The following is a 19,427-nucleotide window of genomic DNA, read 5'->3' as shown; positions in this document are numbered from 1 at the left end:
TCAGAGGCCTCGCAGTCCGAGGGCGAACTCCGAAGGGACCGGCGCCTCTTGAAGCTCCAGCACCCACACGTCGTTCACGCCCTCCCGCAGCACGGCACCGGGGACGTACAACTCCCGTTGCGGCCCGGCCGACCAGTACCGCCCCAGATTGAACCCGTTGATCCATACGAACCCCCTTGTCCAGCCCGGCAGTTCGAGCAGGGCGTCCCCGGCGCCGCGTACCTCGACGGTGCCCCGGTACAGCCCGGGGGAGCCGTCCGCGGGCAGCTCCCGCAGCGGCACCCCCTCGACGTCGTCCAGCGAGTCCAGCGAGTCGAGCGCGTCCAACCGCAGCCCACGCGCGCGTACGTCGTGCAGATACTGCCGCTCGTGCAACAGCCCCCCGGTGATCCCCTTCGCCTCCCCGAGCCGCGGCCCGTAATTGACCCTCCCCAGGGACTCCACCCACAGCTGCACGCGCGCGTGCCCGGCGACGGGCTCCTTGAGCTGCTCGTCGCCCTCCATGAGGACCCCGGCCCGCTCCCCGTCGACGTACACCACCGCGAGGTCCCGCAGCCCGCGCGCGGTCAGCGGATACGGTGCGCGCGGTCCCGGAACGGTCACTTCGTAGCGGACGATTCCGCGGTCGACGTCCAGTTCCTCGAAGGTCGGCGGCACGGGTCCCTCGGTCTCCGGCCCGCCGCGTGCCTCCAGTACGTCGGCCAGGGGAGCCCAGCCGGTCAAGTCCACCTCGGCCGGACGGCCCAACACCGCCGGGGCGGGCGGGAGTTCGGGCAGCGGGCCGTCCGCGTACGCGGCCAGCACCTCGCGGAAGCGCCAGAACTTGTCCGTGGGGCGCCCGTACTCGTCGATCGGCGCGTCATAGTCGTACGACGTCACATCGGGCTCCAGCGGGCCCTCGTGCAGCGCGCCGCCGCCCCGGTTGGCGCCCGCCCAGCCGGCGAAGTTGGTGCCGCCGTGCGCCATGTAGAGGTTGACCGACGCGCCGCACTCCAGGATCTCGCGCAGGGCAGCCGCCGCGTCCTCGGCATCGCGGACGACGTGCTCGCCGCCCCAGTGGTCGAACCAGCCGCACCAGAACTCCATGCACATCAACGGCCCTTCGGGCTGGTGCCGCCGCAGCGTCTCGAAGGCCACGCGCGCGTGGGACCCGAAATTCACCGTCGCGAGCACACCGGGGACCGAGCCGCCGTTCAGCATGAAGTCCTCGGGACCGTCCGAGGTGAACAGCGGAACCGTGACCCCCTGGTCCCGCAACAGTTCCTCCACGCGGCGCAGATACACCGCGTCGGAGCCGTAGCTCCCGTACTCGTTCTCGATCTGCACCATGATCACCGGGCCGCCGCGGTCGAGCTGCCGGGACACGACCTCGGGGAGCAGCTGCCGGAACCAGCGCTCCAGGTGGTCCAGGAAGCGTGCGTCACGCGTACGCGCGCGTGCCCCCAGTTCGCCGGTCAGCCAGTGCGGCAGCCCGCCGTTCTCCCACTCCGCGCAGATGTACGGCCCCGGGCGCACGATCGCCCACAGGCCCGCCTCCCGGGCCGCGTCCAGGAACCGGCCCAGCGCCGCCACGTCCCGGAAGTCGCCCGGCGCCGGCTCGTGCAGGTTCCACGGGACGTACGTCTCCACGCAGTTGAGGCCCATCGCCCGCAGCATCGCCAGCCGGTGCCCCCAGCTCGCCTCGTGCACCCGGAAGTAGTGCAGTGCCCCGGACAGCAGCCGCACCGGCCGCCCGTCCAGCAGAAAGTCCCTGTCGCCCACGGTGAACTCACTCATGCCGACGACTCTCTCCTCTTGGCGCCGATCACGTCCATGGACAAAGATCACCGCTACTTGGACCGAGCGGACCGAGCGGACCGAGCGGACCGAGCACCGTGTGAGGGGGCGCCGATGTACCACACCTGGATGCGTTTCTTCACGCCCACACCCGCCCACCACCGCCTCGGCCTCGCCTGCCTCGGCGTGGGCCTCCAGTACGGCGCCCTGCCCACCGTCGGCCCGCGCACCCTCGACCACCACGTCGCCGTCGTGATCAGCGCGGGCGGCGGCTGGTACCTGAGCCCCGACGGCCGCCGTACGACCGTCACCGCGCCCGCGCTGCTGTGGCTCACCCCCGGAGTGCCGCACCACTACGCGCCCGACCCCGGCGGCGGCTGGGACGAGGGGTTCGTCGACTTCACCGGGCCCGCGACGACGGCGTACACCGAACTCGGCTACATCGAGCCGGAACGGCCCGTGGTGGCCCTCTCGGACGCGGCCGAACCCCGCGCGGTCATCGGGCGCATGGCCCGCGCCGCACGCCGCGGCAACCCCCTCCTGGAGGTGGAGACCGGCGCCGCCGTCCACGAACTCCTGGTCGCCCTGCGCCGCGCCCGCGCCGACCTCGCCCCCGACGGCGACCCGGTGCTCCAGGCCCTCGCCCGGGACGCCTGCCTGCCGCTGACCGTCGCCGACCACGCGGCCCGGCACGGCATGAGCCCCGCCGCCCTGCGCACCGCCGTCCGACAGGGCGCCGGATGCAGCCCCAAGGACTACCTCCTCGGCATCCGCCTGGGCCGCGCCAAGGAGCTGCTCGCCGCCACCGAACTCCCCGTCGCCGCCGTCGCCCGCCGCGTCGGCTACGACGACCCCGCCTATTTCAGCCGCCTGTTCACCCGCCGCGTCGGCATGCCCCCCGTCCGCTTCCGCGCCCAACAGGGCCGCACCGTCCCCGGCGGCTGGAGCGACCAGGTGCCCGACCCGGCCGATCCACCGATCATCGAGTGGCCGCACGCCACATAGGCGCACACCACACAGGGGCCGATCATCGAGTCGCCGTACGCCACGTAGGGTGGTCGCCCATGACCACCAGCACCAACGGAACCGGTGACGTCGACCCCGCCGTGCGCGAGGAGCTCGCCCGGCTGCGCGACAGCATCGACAACATCGACGCGGCTGTCGTCCACATGCTCGCCGAACGCTTCAAGGCCACCCAGCAGGTCGGTGTCCTCAAGGCCACCCACCGGCTGCCGCCCGCCGACCCGGCCCGCGAGGCCCGCCAGATCGAACGACTCCGCGCGCTGGCCGAAAGCGCCAAGCTGGACCCGGCGTTCGCTGAGAAGTTCCTGAATTTCATCATCGGCGAGGTGATCCGCCACCACGAGCGCATCGCGGAGGACGCCGTGAACGGCGGTTCACCCACGGCGAACTGACCTCGCACGTCCGGTAAGGGGCGTGACAGCGGGGCGAGTTCGGGGCCATGCTGCGCTGTGCGCTCCTTGTCGGTCGACGGGCACACCCCGTCAACACCTGCGTCATAAGCTGGTTGTCCCACGCGGGAGGGACGTCGGGTCATGCCGTCGGATGCCGAGATCCTCATCGTCGACGACCATGAGGACACGCTGTACGCGCTGGAGAGCGCCCTGGCCCCGCTGGGCTACCGGCTCGCCCGCGCCACCAGCGGCGACGAGGCGCTCAAGCAGGTGCTCCGCGGCAGGGTCGGCCTGCTTGTGCTGGACGTGCGCATGCCCGGCGTCAGCGGCCTGGACGTCGTCCGCTACCTGCGCCGCCTGGAGCAGACCCAGCACATCCCGGTCCTCCTCCTCACCGGCTTCGGCCCCGACCCCGAGACGACCGCCGCCGCCTTCACCCTCGGCGTCGCCGACCTCGTCATGAAGCCCGTCGACCCCTGGACCCTGCGCACCAAGGTCCGCTACCTCTACGACACCCACCAGCGCCACCAGGCCCTCGAACGCGAGGTCCGCGAACTCCGCGCCCTCCTCAAGGACCCGCACGAACCCCGCCCCGCCCTGCCCCACCCGGACGCGCGCGTGCCCTACCGGCGCGACGACCGGAACACCGCGTCCGCGCCCGCCGCCACGCCCGCGCCCGACCGGACATAAGCCGCGTACGGAACCACCCCTGTGCCATGTCGGTGCCATCAGGCAGCATGTCCTGCATGTCCGTACTGACGCGCGACGAAGCGCAGACCCGTGCCAGGCTCCTCGACGTCCACCGCTACACGATCGAACTCGATCTGACGACGGGCGAGGACACCTTCGACTCCCGCACCGTCATCGCGTTCACCGCTCGTGCCGACGCGGACACCTTCGTCGAACTCAAGCCCGCCGAGCTGCGCTCCGTCACCCTCGACGGCCGCCCCCTCGACCCCGAGCACCTGGTCGAGAACCGGCTCCCGCTGCCCGGCCTCACCGCGGGCGAGCACGAACTGCGCGTCGACGCGAGCATGCGCTACTCCCGCACCGGCGAGGGCATGCACCGCTTCACCGACCCCACCGACGGCGAGACCTACCTCTACACCCAGCTCTTCATGGAGGACGTCCAGCGCGTCTTCGCCGCCTTCGACCAGCCCGACCTCAAGTCCGTCTTCGACCTCTCCATCAAGGCCCCCGAAGGCTGGACCGTCCTCGCCAACGGCATCACCGAACACCTCGGCGAAGGCCGCTGGCAGGCCGCCCCCACCCCCCTCATCTCCACCTACCTCGTCGCCGTCGCCGCCGGCCCCTGGCACTCGGTCCGCACCGAACACCGCGGCCTGCCCTTCGGCATCCACTGCCGCCGCTCCCTGGCCCCCCACCTCGACGCGGACGCCGACGAGATCCTCGACATCACCCGGCAGTGCTACGACCGCTACCACGAGAAGTTCGAGGAGCCCTACCCCTTCGACTCCTACGACCAGGCCTTCGTCCCCGAGTTCAACGCGGGCGCCATGGAGAACCCCGGCCTGGTCACCTTCCGCGACGAGTTCATCTACCGCTCCGCCGTCACCGACACCGAGCGGCAGACCCGCGGCATGGTCATCGCCCACGAGATGGCCCACATGTGGTTCGGCGACCTCGTCACCCTCCAGTGGTGGGACGACATCTGGCTGAACGAGTCCTTCGCCGAGTACATGGGCTACCAGACCCTCACCGAGGCCACCCGCTTCACCGACACCTGGACCGACTTCGGCGTCGTCCGCAAGGCCTGGGGCTACGACGCCGACCAGCGCCCCTCCACCCACCCCGTGGCCCCCGAGAACGTCGACGACACCGCCTCCGCCCTCCTCAACTTCGACGGCATCTCGTACGCCAAGGGCGCCTCCGCGCTACGGCAGTTGGTGGCCTGGCTCGGCGAGAAGGACTTCCTCGCCGGCATCAACACCCACTTCGCCCGCCACAAGTTCGGCAACGCCACCCTCGCCGACTTCATCGACTCCCTCGCCTCGGGCACCGAACGCGACGTCCACGCCTGGGCGGACGCGTGGCTGAGCACGACGGGCGTGGACACCCTCACCCCCACCGTCACCCGGGCCGACGACGGCACGTACACCCTGACCGTCGACCGCGCGGGCAGCCGCCCGCACCGCATCGCCGTCGGCCTGTACGACCAGGACCCCGGCGACACCGGCCGCCTCACCCTGCGCGAGCGCATCGATCTCGACGTGCCCCAGAGCGAGCCCCAACCCCTGGGCAAGCGCCCGGCGTTGCTCCTCCTCAACGACGGCGACCTCACCTACGCCAAGGTCCGCTTCGACCCCGACTCCTTCGAAACCGTCCGCACCAGCCTCTCCGGCCTCCCCGACCCCCTCACCCGCGCGGTCGTCTGGAACGCCCTGCGCGACAGCGTCCGCGACGGCCAACTCCCCGCCTCCGCCTACCTGGACGCCGCCCGCGCCCACCTCCCGCACGAGACGGACCTCGCCCTCGTCCAGGGCGTCCTCGCCTTCGCCTCCGCCCAGGTCACCGACCGCTACCTCACCCCCGAGGCCCGCCCGGTCGCCCTCGCCACCCTCACCGCCCTGTGCCGCGACCTCATCCGCCGCACCGAGGACGGCTCCAATCCCGGCCTGCGCCTCATCGCCGTACGCCACTTCATCGACGTCGCCGCCCACCCCGACACCATCGCCGCCTGGCTCACCGAAGGCACCGTCCCCGGCGGCCCCGAGCTGGACCCCGAGCTGCGCTGGCGCGTCCTGGCCCGCCTCGCCGTCCTCGGCGCCACCGACGAGCCCGCGATCGCCGCCGAGCTGGAGCGCGACCCGTCCGCCACCGGTCAGGAAGGCGCCGCCCGCTGCCGCGCCGCCCTCCCCGACCCCGAGGCCAAACGCACGGCCTGGGAGGCGATGTTCACCACCGACGACCTCTCCAACTACCTCTTCACCGCCACCGCCCAGGGCTTCTGGCAACCCGAACAGGCCGACCTGGTACGGGACTACGTGCCCCGTTTCTTCACGGACGCGGTAGCCCTCGCCACCCGCCGGGGCCCCGCCATCGCCGACGCCGCCGGCCGCTGGGCCTTCCCCGCCCACGCCGTCGACCCCGAAACCCTCAGCCTCGGCGAGGAATGCCTCCGCGACGCCGACCTCACCCCGTCCCTCCGCCGCAAGCTGGTCGACCAACTCGACGACCTGGGGCGGGCCTTGAAGGTACAGGGGGTGCAATCCAGCCGGTCCGGCGTTTGAGGACGAGGCCCCTTCAGGGCCGAAGCGGGGGGCTGGGGGCGCAGCCCCCAGCAACGCCGGCACCCACACCAACGCCGGGCATTGAACAACGCCCGCACCAACACCGGGCACTGAACAACACCCTTCACCGGCACTGAACAACACCCTTTCGGGTTCCGATCGTTGTTCTCCCCGGGCGCGTCGACTCATCCAGGTACAAGCTGGAACTCCCCATGCCCCGCGCCCCGGAGGACAGCATGAGCAACGCCCCCCTCGCCTCAGGCCCCGAGGGGCCCGACGCCCTAAGGCCGTTGCTCCACACCGTCCTCGACGCCCTCCGCACCGGGCGCAGGGCCCGCGGCGGCCCGTTCCCCGCGGGCGGCCCCGACGCGGTCGCCGCCCGCATGCGGGACGCCGTAGGGGACGTACTCCCCGACGACGGCGACCCCGACGCCCTGCGCGCCCTCGTGCACGCGCTCGCGGAAGGCGCCGCCGACCCCGCCGACCCGCTGTGCGCGGCGCACCTGCACTGCCCGCCGCTCGCCGTCGCCACTGCGGCCGACCTCGCCGTCAGCGCGCTGAACCCCTCGCTGGACTCGTGGGACCAGGCCCCCGCCGCCTCCGCCCTCGAAGCCCTCGTCACCCGCACCCTCGCGCACGAGATCGGCCTCGCCGACGCCCTCGTCACCACCGGCGGCACCGAAGCCAACCAACTCGCCCTGCTGCTCGCCCGCGAAGCCAACGGCGGCAGCGTGCAACTGGTCTGCGGCAGCAACGCCCACCACTCCCTGCCCCGCGCCGCCTGGCTCCTCGGCCTGCCCGACCCCGTCGTCGTCCCCACCCCCACCGGCACCCTCGACCCCGCCGCGCTCGACGAGGCCCTCACCGCGCTGCCGGGCCCGCGCGGCTCCGTCCTGGTCGCCGCCACCGCCGGTACCACCGACGCCGGCCTCATCGACCCGCTCCCCGAGATCGCCGGCCTGTGCGCGGCCCACGGCGCCCGCCTCCACATCGACGCCGCTTACGGCGGAGGCCTCACCTTCAGCGACCGCCACCGCGACAAACTCGCCGGCCTCGACCGCGCCCACACCGTCACCCTCGACCTGCACAAACTCGGCTGGCAGCCCGTCGCCGCCGGCCTCCTCGCCGTACGCCACCCCCGCGACCTCGCCGCCCTCACCCAGCGCGCCGACTACCTCAACGCCGACGACGACACCGAGGCGGGCCTCCCCGACCTCCTCGGCCGCTCGATGCGCACCACCCGCAGACCCGACGTCCTCAAGCTCGCCGTCACCCTGAAGACCCTCGGCCGCACCGGACTCGGCGCCCTCGTCGACCAAGTCTGTGCCCGCGCACGGGAGTTCGCCGCCCTCATCCGCGACCACCCCGGCTTCGAGCTGTACGACCCGCCCGTCATCAGCACCGTCCTGTTCCGGCCCACCGACGCCACCGACGACGCCGTGGCCGCCGTACGCCGCCAACTCCTCACCGACGGACGGGCCGTCCTCGGCCGGGCGGCACTCGACGGCCGGCTCTGGCTCAAGGTCACCCTCCTCAACCCCCACACCCGGCCCGACGACCTGGCCGCCCTCCTGAAACTGGTGGAAGGAAACACCCCCCGATGAGCCACCCCCCGACGGGTCACCCCCGGACCCCCAACCCCCCACGCCCGGAACCCGAAGCACCCCGCGACCTGGTCGGCATCGGCATCGGACCGTCCAACCTCTCGCTGGCCGCCCTCGCCCACCCCCTCGCCGAACTCGACACCGTCTTCTACGAACAGCGCCCCGGCTTCGACTGGCACCCCGGCCTGCTCATCGACGGCGCCACCGTCCAAGTCCCCTTCCTGGCCGACCTGGTGACCCTCGCCGACCCCGCCAGCCCCTGGTCCTTCCTCAACTACCTCAAGGACCGCGACCGCCTCTTCCCCTTCTACTTCGCCGAGCGTTTCCACATCCAGCGCGCCGAGTACGACGCCTACTGCCGCTGGGTCGCGGAGAGCCTCCCCGGACTCCACTTCGGCCACCAGGTCGACGCCGTCCGCTTCAACCCCGAACGCGATGTGTTCGAGGTCGACTTCACCCAGCTCGACAGCGACGGGGAGGCGGAAGCCCTCGGCCGGACGTACACCAAGAGCATCGTCCTCGGCGTCGGCACCGCCCCCTACGTCCCCGACCCGCTCAAGCCCCTCGTCGAAGCGCCGGGCGTCCCCGTCATCCACGCCGCCGACTACCTCGCCCACCGCGAAACGTTTCTCGCCGCCGACCACATCACCGTCATCGGCTCAGGACAGACCGGCGCCGAGGTCTTCCTCGACCTGCTCCGCCACCGCCCCGCGGGACACGAGAAGCTCCACTGGATCGGCCGCAGCGAGGCCTTCGCCCCCATGGAGTACTCCAAGCTCGGCCTGGAGCACTTCACCCCGGACTACACCCGCTACTTCCACGCCCTCGCCGAAGGAGTCCGCGACCGCCTCGTCACCTCGCAGTGGCAACTCCACAAGGGCATCGACGCCGGCACCATCGCCGCCATCCACGACGAGCTCTACCGCCGTACCCTGCACGGCGGTTGGCCCGACGCCGTCCTCACCCCCGGCGTCCGTGTCCGTACGGCGGGCAGGATCGCGACCACCAAGGTCGAACTCCACCTGGAACACGTCCAGCAGAACACCCGCTCCCGCCTCACCACCGACGCCGTCGTCCTCGCCACCGGCTACCGCGAACGCCCCCTCGACCGCATCCTCGCCGGACTCGACCCCTACCTGCGCCGCGACAGCGCCGAACGCCCGCGCATCGACGACCAGTTCAGGCTCGTCCTGGATCCGTCCGTCACCGGCGCCGGCTGCCAGGTCTACGTCCAGAACGCCGAACTCCACACCCACGGCGTCGGCGCCCCCGACCTCGGCCTCGCAGCCTGGCGCAGCGCCACCATCCTCAACTCCCTGACGGGCAAGGAGCCTTACTCCCTCCCCGGCCGAACCGCCTTCACCACGTTCGGTCTCGACCCCCAGGTCCAGATCCCCACGGCCCGCCACGCCGCCCGCATCCTCACCCCCCTCGTAGAAGGACGCTGAGAAGGGGCCCGGCGGCAACCAGAACCGCCGGACCCCCACCCGGGAAAACAGGAACCCCTAGAACACCGGCGTCCCGTTCCGCGTCAACTTCCAGTCCACCGAGGCGAAGTCGGCCGGATCCAGCACACCCTTCGCGGTCACCCACTCCGCGATCCGCGTCCGGATCTCCGTCGACTCCGACCACACCTCGGTCGCCGACGCCACATGCGGGAACGCACCGCCGCCGTTCGCCCGGTAGTTGTTCACCGCCAGCACGAACTGCTGCGCGTCGTCCAGCGCCGCACCGTTGTAGGTGAGGTTCTTGATCCGCGAGCCCGCAGCCTGCGCGACGTCGATGTCGTACGAGAACCCGGACACGTAGTCGTAGTTGTAGTCCGGACGGCCGTTCGCGTTCGTCAACTTCTCCGTGTCGACGACCGCGTCGGCCGCCGTCTGCACGAAGTACTCCGCCGAGTACTCCAGGTACGCCCGCACCTGAGCACCCGTCAGCAGCTTCGCGACCAGCGTGTTGTCGTACACGTACAGACCCGACAGATCCCGGATCGTCACCTTGCCCGCCGGGATCTCCGAGGTCCGCGAGAACGGCGACGCCTGCGCGATCACCGGCAGCGACGCGTACGCCGTCCCCGCCAACGCCGCCTTCACCACGTCCTCTTGGACCTTGGTGATCAGGTCGATGATCGGCGCGTCCTTGTACCGCGCGTCGACCGTCGTCAGCGTCGCCGTCGCCGTACCGACCACCTGGTTGACGTACTCCACGACCAGCGCGTGCTCGTCCTTCAGCAGCCGCGTGATCTTCGGGTCGTCCGCGACCGTCTTCGCGTCCCGCAGCGACGCCGCGACCGACTCGACGGTCCAACGCCCCTTATCGAAGACCAACTCGACGTCGAACACGCTCAACCGCTCGGCGTAGCACAGCGGTTCGGACAGCACGACGGTCCTGCCCGTCGCCGTGTTCGTGACCTTCAACTCCGGTATCTCCACGTGCGCGTGGCCCACGAGGATCGCGTCGATCCCCGGCACCTGCTGCGCGACGAGCGCCGCCGAGTTCTCCACGTACGGCAGCTGATCACCGTACGACGACGTCCCCGACGACCCGGAGTGCGCCGACACGACGACGACATCCGCCCCCATCGACCGCAGCTTCGGCACCCACTTCGCCGCCTGCTCCTCCAGCCCCGGGAACGTCAACTTCCCCTGCACATAGGCCTTGTCCCAGATCGCGATACCGGGATTGGTCAGCCCGAGCACCGCGACCCTGACCGGCGGAGCGCCCGGCACCTGGAACTTCTTGATGAAGTACGGCGGGAACGCCGGCTTCAGCGTCTTCGCGTCCAGCGCGTTCGCGCCGAGCAGCGGGAAACGGCACTGGTCCTCGAACTTCCGCAGCGTCTCGATGCCGTAGTTGAACTCGTGGTTGCCCAGCGCCGCCGCGTCGTACCCGATCGCGTTCATCGCCTGCGCCATCGGATGCACCGGCCCGCCCTTGGCGGTGATCGGGTCCACCTTCGCGAAGTAGTACGTCAGCGGGGTGCCCTGGATCGTGTCGCCCGCGTCCAGCAGCAGCGTGTTCCGGCGCCCCTTCTCCTGGCGGATCTGGTTCACCAGGGTCGACACCCGCGCCAGCCCCATCGCGTTGCCCTTGGCGTCCGCGTACTCCGCGTCCTTGAAGTAGTCCCAGTTGAAGACATGCCCGTGCAGATCCGTCGTGCCCATGACGGTCAGCGAGTACCGCTTCGCGTGCCGACCCGGCTTCTTCCGCTCCGCGGCCTGCGCCGCCGGAGCCGCCGCCGCACCGGCCAGCGCGACCCCCGCACCCGTCACGGCGGACTTCTTCAGGAACTTCCGGCGGTTCAAGGGCATGTCTGGATCTCCTCGGGAAACGGTCAACGACGCGCGTAGATTCTGACCTGTTTCTTACCTGGCGCAACAGCCCCCGCAGGTTTCGATCTGGTGACCACCACAAGCTGTGACCCACCGGTGAATGACACAGTGGGACGCATGACCACGCCCACAGACGAACCCCAACCCCCCGTCCCCTACGGCACCCCCGACGCCCCCCGCATCGCCGTCCGCGGCGAGGCCCGCCTCGAAGTCGACCCCGAGATCGCCCGCATCGGCATCACCGTCGCCGCCCGCGGCACCGACCGCCGCACCGCCCTCGACGACCTCACCCACCGCAACGCCACCGTCCTCGACCTGGTCAAGAGCTACGGCGAAGCGGTCGAACGCCTGGAGACCGGCGGCTTCTCCATCACCCCCGAACTCACCAAGCACGGCCGCGGCGAACGCGTCCACCGCTACCACGGCCGAGTCAACATCACCGCCGAACTCGTCGACTTCACCGCCCTCGGCGAACTCACCACCCGCCTCGCCGACCTCGACCTCACCCGCGTCGACGGCCCCTGGTGGGCCCTGCGCCCCGACTCACCCGTCCACCGCCAGGCCCGCCAGCAAGCCGTACGCGAAGCCGTCCAACGCGCCCGCGAATACGCCGAAGCGCTGGGTACGACGCTGGCCGCACTGGTGGAGCTGGCCGACATCGGCGCCGAGAACGCCCAGACCTACGCGGCACCCGCGGGCCGTATGCGCTCCATGTCCTTCGCCGGCGGCGGAGGCGAGGACGCCGCTGCCGCGCCCCTCGACCTCGAACCCCAACGGCAGCACGTCTACGCCCAGGTCAACGCACGCTTCACGATGGCACCGCCGCGCCTGTAAGCCCACCCTTTAATTCGACCATGCGAACGCTCATCGGAGCAGCCCGCCGCACATTCAAGCCTTGTCAATAAGCCTTCACCCAAAGGTTGTTGAGTAGTCATGCACGGCCAATTCCCTACCCGCCGGTAAGGCCTAGGCTCAAACCATGCGCCGAGTAAAAATCGTCTGTACTTTGGGCCCCGCCACCGACTCGTACGACCAGATCAAAGCCCTGGTCGAGGCCGGAATGGACGTAGCCCGCTTCAACCTCAGCCACGGCAGCCACGCCGAACACGAGGAGCGCTACCAGCGCGTGCGAAAGGCCTCCGAGGAGACCGGCCGCAGTGTCGGAATGCTCGCCGACCTTCAAGGCCCGAAGATCCGACTCGGCCGCTTCACCGAAGGACCCGTACTCCTTGAACGCGGAGACACCTTCACCATCACCGTCGAGGAAGGCGCCGAAGGCGACCGCCAGTCCTGCGGGACGACCTACGCCGGTCTCGCCACCGACGTCACGCCCGGCGAACGCGTCCTCGTCGACGACGGCAAGGTCTGCCTCGAAGTCACCTCCGTCGACGGCCCCCGCGTCCACACCAAGGTCGTCGAAGGCGGCATGGTCTCCGACCACAAGGGCCTGAACCTCCCCGGAGTCGCCGTGTCCGTCCCGGCCCTCTCCGACAAGGACGAGGCCGACCTCCGCTGGGCCCTGCGCACGGGCTTCGACGTGATCGCGTTGTCCTTCGTCCGCAGCGGCAAGGACATCGACGACGTCCACCGCATCATGGACGAGGAGGGTCACCGCCTCCCCGTCATCGCCAAGGTCGAGAAACCCCAGGCGGTCGAGGCCATCGACGACATCGTCGCCGCCTTCGACGGCATCATGGTCGCCCGCGGCGACCTCGGCGTCGAAATGCCCCTCGAACAGGTCCCGATCGTCCAGAAGCGCGCCGTCAAACTGGCCAAGCGCAACGCCAAGCCGGTCATCGTCGCCACGCAGATGCTCGACTCGATGATCGAGAACTCCCGCCCCACGCGCGCGGAGGCGAGCGATGTGGCGAACGCCGTGATCGACGGCACGGACGCGGTGATGCTGTCCGGCGAGACCAGCGTCGGCAAGTACTCCATCGCCACCGTCACCACCATGGCCCGCATCATCGAGGCCGCCGAGGAGGACATCCTCGCCAAGGGCCTGCCCCCGCTGACCGAACGCAACAAGCCCCGCACCCAGGGCGGCGCGGTGGCCCGAGCCGCCGCCGAGATGGGCGACTTCCTCGGCGCGAAGTTCCTCGTCGCCTTCACCCAGTCCGGCGACACGGTCCGCCGCCTGTCCCGCTACCGCTCGCCGATCCCGGTCATGGCCTTCACCCCGGACCCGGCCACCCGCGCCCAGCTCACCCTCACCTGGGGCGTGGAGACCATCCTCGGCCCGCACGTCGACTCCACCGACGCGATGGTCGACCAGGTCGACGAACTCCTCCTCAAGCACGGCCGCTGCCAGAAGGGCGACATCGTCGTCATCACGGCCGGCTCGCCCCCCGGAGTGGCCGGCTCGACGAACCTCGTCCGCGTCCACCACGTAGGCGAGGACGACAGCCCGAAGTAGGTCTCAAGTAGCGTCTACGGCGCGACGATTGACTGCTTCTCGTCGGGTTCGGCGAATGCGCGACGGCCGAGGAGAGTGGCGGCGAAACGGGGATCGCCGCCACGGACGAATTCCTGTGCTCAAGGCGAGCCGAATTGGCGTCGAACCACCCCGTGTACCGCTGCCAATTCCCCTTCGGGTTATGGCTGACGGGCCCGTGATAACCCCGGTTCGCCCACACCGACGCAAGTGCGGGCGGCGACACGCAGCGGAAAATGGAGGTTCACGCGAACGTGAACCTCCGCCTCAGATTGCGTCCTTCGATGTGAAGGAAAAGTGCCCCGAGTCGGATTCGAACCGACGCTTGATGGGTTTTGAATCCATTGTCTCTACCGCTGGACTACCGGGGCTTCCCCTGAAACCAAGGTCAGCGGTCTCCCGCTGTGCCCCTACCTTATCGCAGCTAGGTAGGCTCTTGTCAGCACTACCCCCGTGCCCTGAACGAGGAGCCCCCGTGACCGCCCCCGAGTCGCCCCAGCCCGTAGACGCGCCCGACGACGACAAGTCGCACGTGCCTCCGCTGACGACCCGTGTCGTCATCGCCGAGGACGAGGCCCTGATCCGGCTCGATCTCAAAGAGATGCTGGAGGAGGAGGGGTACACCGTCGTCGGTGAGGCCGGTGACGGTGAGCAGGCCGTCGAGCTGGCCCGTGAGCACAAGCCCGACCTGGTGATCCTCGACGTGAAGATGCCCAAGCTGGACGGTATCTCCGCCGCCGAGAAGATCGCCGAAGAGGGCATCGCGCCCGTGCTGATGCTCACCGCCTTCTCGCAGCGCGACCTCGTCGAGCGGGCGAGGGACGCCGGTGCGATGGCGTACCTGGTGAAGCCCTTCAGCAAGAGTGACGTCGTGCCCGCGATCGAGATGGCGGTGTCCCGCTTCACGGAGTTGAAGCAGCTGGAGCAGGAGGTCGCCGACCTCACGCTGCGGCTGGAGACCCGCAAGCTGGTCGACCGTGCGAAGTCGATCCTGCAGACCGAGTACGGGCTGTCCGAGCCGGCCGCGTTCCGGTGGATCCAGAAGACGTCGATGGACCGCCGGATGTCCATGCAGCAGGTCGCCGAGGCGGTCATCCAGGACGCCGACGAGAAGAAGTCCTCCAAGGGCTGACACCGACCCACGGCCGTACGTACGACGAGGCCCGCGCCCCGGAACAGGGGGCGCGGGCCTCGTCGTGGAAAAACGGTGAAAGCTACCTCAGCCTCAGTCCTCGCCGAGGTATGCCTTCCGTACCGACTCGTCGTGCAGGAGGTCCTCGCCCGTGCCGGAGAGGACGATGTTGCCGACCTCCATGACGTGGCCCTGGTCAGCGAGGGAGAGCGCCGCCTGGGCGTTCTGCTCGACCAGGAGGATCGTCGTGCCCGATGCCTTGAGCTCGACGATCGTCGCCAGGATCTTCTGCATCATGATGGGCGAGAGGCCCATGGACGGTTCGTCCAGCATGAGGAGCTTCGGCTGGGACATGAGCGCGCGGCCCATCGCCAGCATCTGCTGCTCGCCGCCGGACAGCGTGCCCGCCGCCTGCTTCTGACGTTCTCCGAGGATGGGGAAGAGGTCGTAGGCGCGCTGGATGTCCTTCTCGATGCCTTCCTTGTCCTTGCGGAGGAAGGCGCCGAGCTGGAGGTTCTCCGCGATGGTGAGGCGGGGGAAGATGTGCCGGCCTTCGGGGGAGTGGGCCAGGCCGAGGGCGACGATCTTGTGGGCGGGGACGCTGTTGAGCGGTTTGCCGTCGAAGGTGATCTTGCCGCCCGAGGGCTGCAGCAGGCCCGAGAGGGTGCGCAGGGTCGTGGTCTTGCCGGCGCCGTTGGTGCCGATGAGGGTGACGACCTGGCCGGCCTCGACGCTGAAGGAGATGCCCTTGACGGCTTCGATCTTGCCGTAGGAGACCCTGAGGTCCTCGACCTCTAGCAGTGCGGTCACTGGGCTTCTCCCTTGGTGCTGGTGGTGCTCTCCGCTTCCGGGTCCGCCGTTTCCGCCGCTGCCGGAGTCTCCGGAGTTTCCGCCGGGGTTTCCTCGGGGGCGCCTTCGAAGGGTTCGCCGAGGTAGGCGGCTACGACGCGTTCGTCGGCCTGGACTACGTCGGAGGTGCCTTCGACGAGTTTCTCGCCCTGGACGAGGACGGCGACGCGGTCGCAGAGGTTGAAGATGAAGCGCATGTCGTGCTCGATGACGAGGACGGCGATGCCCTTGTCGCGGATTGCGAAGACCAACTCTTCGGTGGCGCGCGTCTCTTGGGGGTTCATGCCGGCGGTCGGCTCGTCCAGCAGGAGCAGGCCCGGCTCGCTCGCCAGGGCGCGTGCGATCTCCAGCTTGCGCTGCTCGCCGTAGGGGAGGTTCCTCGCCAGGTGGTCGCGCTTGTGGGCGAGGCCGATGAACTCCAGGAGTTCCATGGCGCGTTCTTCGCTCGCCTTTTCGGCCTTCTTGAAGCCGGGGCCGCGCAGGAGGGCCGACCAGAGGCCTTCCTTGGTGCGGGTGTGGCGGCCGACGAGGACGTTTTCCAGGACCGTCATGTTGGCGAACAGACGGATGTTCTGGAAGGTGCGGGCGATGCCGGCCTGGGTGACCAGGTGGGGCTTCGGGGGAAGCACCGTGCCCTTGTAGGAGACCGTGCCCTCGGTGGGGACGTAGAGGCCGGTGAGGCAGTTGAAGAAGGTGGTCTTGCCGGCGCCGTTGGGGCCGATGAGGCCTACGATCTCGCCGGCGTTGACGGTGAAGTCGACGGAGCGGACGGCGGTGAGGCCGCCGAAGCGCATGGTGACGTCACGGGCTTCGAGTACAGGTGTCGTCATGGCTCTCTACGCCCCTGCCTTGGTGATGGCCGGTTCGTCGGTCAGGGTCGTGGTGTCCGGTACGTCGAGTTGGCCGGTCTCGTGGAATTCGAGCTGGCGCCGACGGTTGGGGATGATCCCCTCGGGGCGGAAGCGCATCAGGAGGATGAGCGCGATGCCGAAGGCGAGGAGCGACTTGTCCTGGAGGGCGACGAGCTTCTCCGGGAGCAGGTAGAGCAGGGCGGCGCCGAGGAAGGGTCCGGAGACGGTGCCCATGCCGCCGAGGACGACGGCGGCCAGCAGGAACGCGGAGTTGGGCGGGGCCGCTCCGGCGAACTGGTACGGGTTCGGCACCACGCTGTAGGTGACGTGGGCGCTGACCGTGCCGGCCAGGCCGGCGAGGGTGGCGCCGAGCGCGAAGGCGATGAGCTTGACGCGGAAGCCGTTGATGCCCATGGCGGTGGCGGCGGTCTCGTCCTCGCGGATGGCGATCCAGGAGCGGCCGATGCGGGAGTCCGAGGCGCGGCGGTAGATCGTGACGACGAGGGCGCTGATCAGGACCATGAGCAGGTAGTAGTTGGCGAACCGGCCGATGGTGAATCCGGCGATGTCGTGGTTCTGGCCGAAGTTGAAGCCGAAGAACGACAGGTCGGGGATGGACGGGATGCCGTTGGGGCCGTTGGTGATGTCGGGGCCGGAGACGCCGTCCATGTTGTTGACGGAGATGCGGAAGATCTCTCCGAAGCCGAGGGTGACGATGGCGAGATAGTCGCCGCGCAGGCGCAGGGTGGGGGCGCCGATGAGGACGCCGAAGATCAGGCTGGCGGCGGCGCCGGTGAGGGCGGCGGCCCAGAAGGGGAACTGGACGCCGGAGAACTTGGAGAACTCGGAGCCGGAGACCAGGGCGGCGGTGTAGGCGCCGACGCCGAGGAAGGCGACGTAGCCGAGGTCGAGGAGTCCGGCGAGGCCGACGACGATGTTGAGGCCGAGGGCGACCGTGCCGAAGATCAGGATGTTGACGCCGAGGTTGGCGTAGTGGTCGTTGGTCTGGGTGAAGGGGAAGCCGATCGCGGCGACGAAGCCCATGGCGAGGGCGAAGCTGCGGTTCTGGGCCGTGAGGCGGCTGAAGCGGTCGAAGAGACCGGCGGTCTGCAGGGCCCAGGCGGTGAAGACGACGACGATGAGGAAGCCGACGAAGAGTTGGTCCTCGGCGTCGATGCCGTAGGCGAAGACGGTGAGGGCGAGGGCGGCGACGATCGTGATGGTCAGTCGCTGGATCCAGGGGGCGGTGGCCTGGGGTGCCGGGACGCGGTCGGCCTTGGTGATGTACGCCTTGAGTGCTTCCTTGGTGGTGTCGGTGGCGTCCTGCGGGAGGGCGAGGGCGCCGATGACGGGGAGCAGGGAGGCGACGGCGGCGAGGTAGGTGCCGGGTTCCCAGTTGGCGATGCCGCCGAGTTTCGCGGCGATCGCGATGACGGTGTACCAGGTGACGCCGAAGCCGCCGAGTGCGGTGAGGACGAGGGGTGCGTTGTTGCGGGCGGGCAGGAGCCAGCCGAGTCCGCGGACGCCGTAGGCGGCGAGGGCGAACAACGCGGTGAGGAGCCCCGCGACAAGGGTGAGGACCTGGAGGCCGCCGGGGTAGCCGTTGACGGTGAGGTCGCCGGGGAAGTCGGAGGTCCAGGTCCAGCGGAGGAACGTGGAGGCGGTGGTGAGGATGCCGCCGCCCAGGAGGAGGGCGCGGGAGGCCGCGAGGGGCAGCGGGATGAGGCCGCGCTGTTCCGCGGGGGCGGTGGCCGGCGTCTGGGGGGTCTCGGTCGTCTCGGTCATGTGATCACGCCCTGTCCGCGACGCGTTCGCCGAGCAGGCCCTGTGGCCTGAACAGCAGTACGAGGATGAGGAGACAGAAGGCCCAGACGTTGGCCCAGCTGGAGCCGCCGAGCTGTTCCATGCCGGGGATCTTGCTGATGTAGGCGGAGGCGAGGGTCTCGGCGACGCCGAGGACGACTCCGCCGAGCATGGCGCCGTAGATGTTGCCGATGCCGCCCATGACGGCCGCGGTGAAGGCCTTGAGGCCCATCAGGAAGCCCATGCGGTAGTCGATGTTGCCGTACTTCAGGCCGTAGGAGACGGCTGCTACGGCGGCGAAGAAGCCACCGATGGCGAAGGCAATGACGATGATGCGGTTGGTGTCGATGCCCATGAGCTGGGCGGTGTCCGGGTCCTGCGCGGTGGCCTGCATGGCGCGGCCGGTGCGGCTCTTGCGGACGAACCAGGCGAGGCCGGACATGCACACGATGGCGGCGATGACCAGGAAGATGTCGGCGTCCGAGATGGTGACGGAGCCGATGTCGTGGTTGCCGTCGAGGCTGGGGAAGGAGCGGGCCTTGTCGGCGCCCGGGTAGAAGTTCCGGACGAGTTCCTGGAGTGACAGGGAGAGGCCGATGGCGGTGATCAGGGGCGCCAGCCGAGGTGCTTGCCGCAGGGGGCGGTAGGCGAATCGTTCGGCGCCCACCGCGACGAGGACGGAGACGATCCCGCCGCCGATCAGCATGAGTGGTACGGCGACCACCATGGAGGTGCCGCTGGGCAGGATGTAGGCGTAGACCGTGAGGGCGCCGAAGGCGCCGGTCATGAAGATCTCGCCGTGCGCGAAGTTGATGAGCTGGACGATGCCGTACACCATCGTGTAGCCGATGGCGATCAGCCCGTACATCGAGCCTAGGAGCAGCCCGTTGGCCAGCTGCTGCGGCAGGGTGTTCACCGCGTGGCCTCCATTGTCGCTGGTGGTCGTGTGCACAGATCGCGTGCCTGGGGGTGGGGGGGTG

Annotated in this window: 16 protein-coding genes and 1 tRNA gene; 9 read left to right on the top strand and 8 right to left on the bottom strand. The window is 69.8% G+C overall.

Annotated elements, in window-relative coordinates; genetic code table 11:
• Complete coding sequence (locus OG407_RS15010) at positions 1-1,776, bottom strand: glycoside hydrolase family 35 protein (protein WP_405858375.1); 1,776 nt, start codon at positions 1,774-1,776, stop codon at positions 1-3.
• 114 nt (positions 1,777-1,890) lie between these two features.
• Between OG407_RS15010 and OG407_RS15005 the strand changes: the two genes are divergently transcribed.
• From OG407_RS15005 to OG407_RS14980, 6 genes are all read left to right on the top strand, one after another.
• On the top strand, positions 1,891-2,781 hold the full coding sequence (locus OG407_RS15005; protein ID WP_405858373.1) for a helix-turn-helix domain-containing protein: 891 nt from the start codon (positions 1,891-1,893) through the stop codon (positions 2,779-2,781).
• A 59-nt stretch (positions 2,782-2,840) separates the two neighbouring features.
• A complete protein-coding gene (locus tag OG407_RS15000; RefSeq protein WP_033286773.1) occupies positions 2,841-3,191 on the top strand; it encodes a chorismate mutase in 351 nt (116 codons plus the stop codon).
• Positions 3,192-3,332: 141 nt separating this feature from the next.
• On the top strand, positions 3,333-3,881 hold the full coding sequence (locus OG407_RS14995) for a two-component system response regulator (protein WP_405858371.1): 549 nt from the start codon (positions 3,333-3,335) through the stop codon (positions 3,879-3,881).
• 56 nt (positions 3,882-3,937) lie between these two features.
• Positions 3,938-6,442: an aminopeptidase N gene (gene pepN / locus OG407_RS14990; protein WP_405858369.1), complete on the top strand. Its 2,505-nt coding sequence runs from the start codon at positions 3,938-3,940 to the stop codon at positions 6,440-6,442.
• 236 nt (positions 6,443-6,678) lie between these two features.
• Positions 6,679-8,046, top strand: coding sequence for a pyridoxal phosphate-dependent decarboxylase family protein (locus OG407_RS14985; protein WP_405858367.1), 1,368 nt, complete (start codon positions 6,679-6,681; stop codon positions 8,044-8,046).
• Complete coding sequence (locus tag OG407_RS14980; RefSeq protein ID WP_405858365.1) at positions 8,043-9,494, top strand: lysine N(6)-hydroxylase/L-ornithine N(5)-oxygenase family protein; 1,452 nt, start codon at positions 8,043-8,045, stop codon at positions 9,492-9,494. The genes OG407_RS14985 and OG407_RS14980 overlap by 4 nt, the downstream gene beginning before the upstream one ends.
• 57 nt (positions 9,495-9,551) lie before the next feature.
• Here the strand turns inward: OG407_RS14980 and OG407_RS14975 are convergent, their stop codons facing one another.
• Positions 9,552-11,357 (bottom strand): bifunctional metallophosphatase/5'-nucleotidase, encoded by a 1,806-nt coding sequence (locus tag OG407_RS14975; RefSeq protein WP_405858363.1) that lies wholly within the window; start codon positions 11,355-11,357, stop codon positions 9,552-9,554.
• A 138-nt stretch (positions 11,358-11,495) separates the two neighbouring features.
• Here OG407_RS14975 and OG407_RS14970 point away from each other — a divergent pair, with 138 nt between their 5' ends.
• Together OG407_RS14970 and pyk are read left to right on the top strand one after the other, a co-directional pair.
• A complete protein-coding gene (locus OG407_RS14970; RefSeq protein ID WP_405858361.1) occupies positions 11,496-12,212 on the top strand; it encodes an SIMPL domain-containing protein in 717 nt (238 codons plus the stop codon).
• Between the two features lie 145 nt (positions 12,213-12,357).
• On the top strand, positions 12,358-13,794 hold the full coding sequence (gene pyk, locus OG407_RS14965) for a pyruvate kinase (RefSeq protein ID WP_328683966.1): 1,437 nt from the start codon (positions 12,358-12,360) through the stop codon (positions 13,792-13,794).
• Here the strand turns inward: pyk and OG407_RS14960 are convergent.
• Positions 13,709-14,014, bottom strand: coding sequence for an alkyl sulfatase dimerization domain-containing protein (locus tag OG407_RS14960; RefSeq protein ID WP_405868419.1), 306 nt, complete (start codon positions 14,012-14,014; stop codon positions 13,709-13,711). The two genes, pyk and OG407_RS14960, sit on opposite strands and share 86 nt — an antisense overlap.
• A gap of 96 nt (positions 14,015-14,110) precedes the next feature.
• A tRNA-Leu gene (locus tag OG407_RS14955) sits at positions 14,111-14,183 on the bottom strand.
• 104 nt (positions 14,184-14,287) lie between these two features.
• On the opposite strand from OG407_RS14955, the gene OG407_RS14950 reads away from it, so the two are divergent.
• Positions 14,288-14,944 carry an ANTAR domain-containing response regulator gene (locus tag OG407_RS14950; RefSeq protein WP_019062225.1) on the top strand — a complete coding sequence of 219 codons (657 nt, stop codon included), beginning with the start codon at positions 14,288-14,290 and terminating at the stop codon, positions 14,942-14,944.
• Positions 14,945-15,037: 93 nt separating this feature from the next.
• Here the strand turns inward: OG407_RS14950 and OG407_RS14945 are convergent, their stop codons facing one another.
• From OG407_RS14945 to OG407_RS14930, 4 genes are read right to left on the bottom strand one after another with little or no spacing between them, the layout of a single operon-like run.
• On the bottom strand, positions 15,038-15,754 hold the full coding sequence (locus OG407_RS14945; RefSeq protein WP_327404825.1) for an ABC transporter ATP-binding protein: 717 nt from the start codon (positions 15,752-15,754) through the stop codon (positions 15,038-15,040).
• The gene (locus OG407_RS14940) at positions 15,751-16,623 is read right to left on the bottom strand and encodes an ABC transporter ATP-binding protein (RefSeq protein WP_405858358.1); all 873 of its coding nucleotides are present in this window, start codon (positions 16,621-16,623) and stop codon (positions 15,751-15,753) included. The genes OG407_RS14945 and OG407_RS14940 overlap by 4 nt, the downstream gene beginning before the upstream one ends.
• Before the next feature lie 6 nt (positions 16,624-16,629).
• Positions 16,630-18,429 (bottom strand): branched-chain amino acid ABC transporter permease, encoded by a 1,800-nt coding sequence (locus tag OG407_RS14935; protein ID WP_405858356.1) that lies wholly within the window; start codon positions 18,427-18,429, stop codon positions 16,630-16,632.
• 4 nt (positions 18,430-18,433) lie between these two features.
• On the bottom strand, positions 18,434-19,363 hold the full coding sequence (locus OG407_RS14930; RefSeq protein ID WP_405858354.1) for a branched-chain amino acid ABC transporter permease: 930 nt from the start codon (positions 19,361-19,363) through the stop codon (positions 18,434-18,436).
• Positions 19,364-19,427 lie beyond the last annotated feature (64 nt).

It is taken from the genome of Streptomyces sp. NBC_01515, from assembly GCF_045040345.1.
Taxonomy (GTDB): Bacteria; Actinomycetota; Actinomycetes; order Streptomycetales; family Streptomycetaceae; genus Streptomyces.
Note: the sequence above shows the minus strand (reverse complement) of the source record. Positions and strands in the feature narration are given on the sequence as shown.

Excerpts from the sequence above, each read along its gene's own strand:
- OG407_RS15010 (WP_405858375.1), bottom strand. The coding sequence starts at position 1,776 with ATGAGTGAGTTCACCGTGGGCGACAGGGACTTTCTGCTGGACGGGCGG.
- OG407_RS15005 (WP_405858373.1), top strand. The coding sequence starts at position 1,891 with ATGTACCACACCTGGATGCGTTTCTTCACGCCCACACCCGCCCACCAC.
- OG407_RS15000 (WP_033286773.1), top strand. The coding sequence starts at position 2,841 with ATGACCACCAGCACCAACGGAACCGGTGACGTCGACCCCGCCGTGCGC.
- OG407_RS14995 (WP_405858371.1), top strand. The coding sequence starts at position 3,333 with ATGCCGTCGGATGCCGAGATCCTCATCGTCGACGACCATGAGGACACG.
- pepN (WP_405858369.1), top strand. The coding sequence starts at position 3,938 with ATGTCCGTACTGACGCGCGACGAAGCGCAGACCCGTGCCAGGCTCCTC.
- OG407_RS14985 (WP_405858367.1), top strand. The coding sequence starts at position 6,679 with ATGAGCAACGCCCCCCTCGCCTCAGGCCCCGAGGGGCCCGACGCCCTA.
- OG407_RS14980 (WP_405858365.1), top strand. The coding sequence starts at position 8,043 with ATGAGCCACCCCCCGACGGGTCACCCCCGGACCCCCAACCCCCCACGC.
- OG407_RS14975 (WP_405858363.1), bottom strand. The coding sequence starts at position 11,357 with ATGCCCTTGAACCGCCGGAAGTTCCTGAAGAAGTCCGCCGTGACGGGT.
- OG407_RS14970 (WP_405858361.1), top strand. The coding sequence starts at position 11,496 with ATGACCACGCCCACAGACGAACCCCAACCCCCCGTCCCCTACGGCACC.
- pyk (WP_328683966.1), top strand. The coding sequence starts at position 12,358 with ATGCGCCGAGTAAAAATCGTCTGTACTTTGGGCCCCGCCACCGACTCG.
- OG407_RS14940 (WP_405858358.1), bottom strand. The coding sequence starts at position 16,623 with ATGACGACACCTGTACTCGAAGCCCGTGACGTCACCATGCGCTTCGGC.
- OG407_RS14935 (WP_405858356.1), bottom strand. The coding sequence starts at position 18,429 with ATGACCGAGACGACCGAGACCCCCCAGACGCCGGCCACCGCCCCCGCG.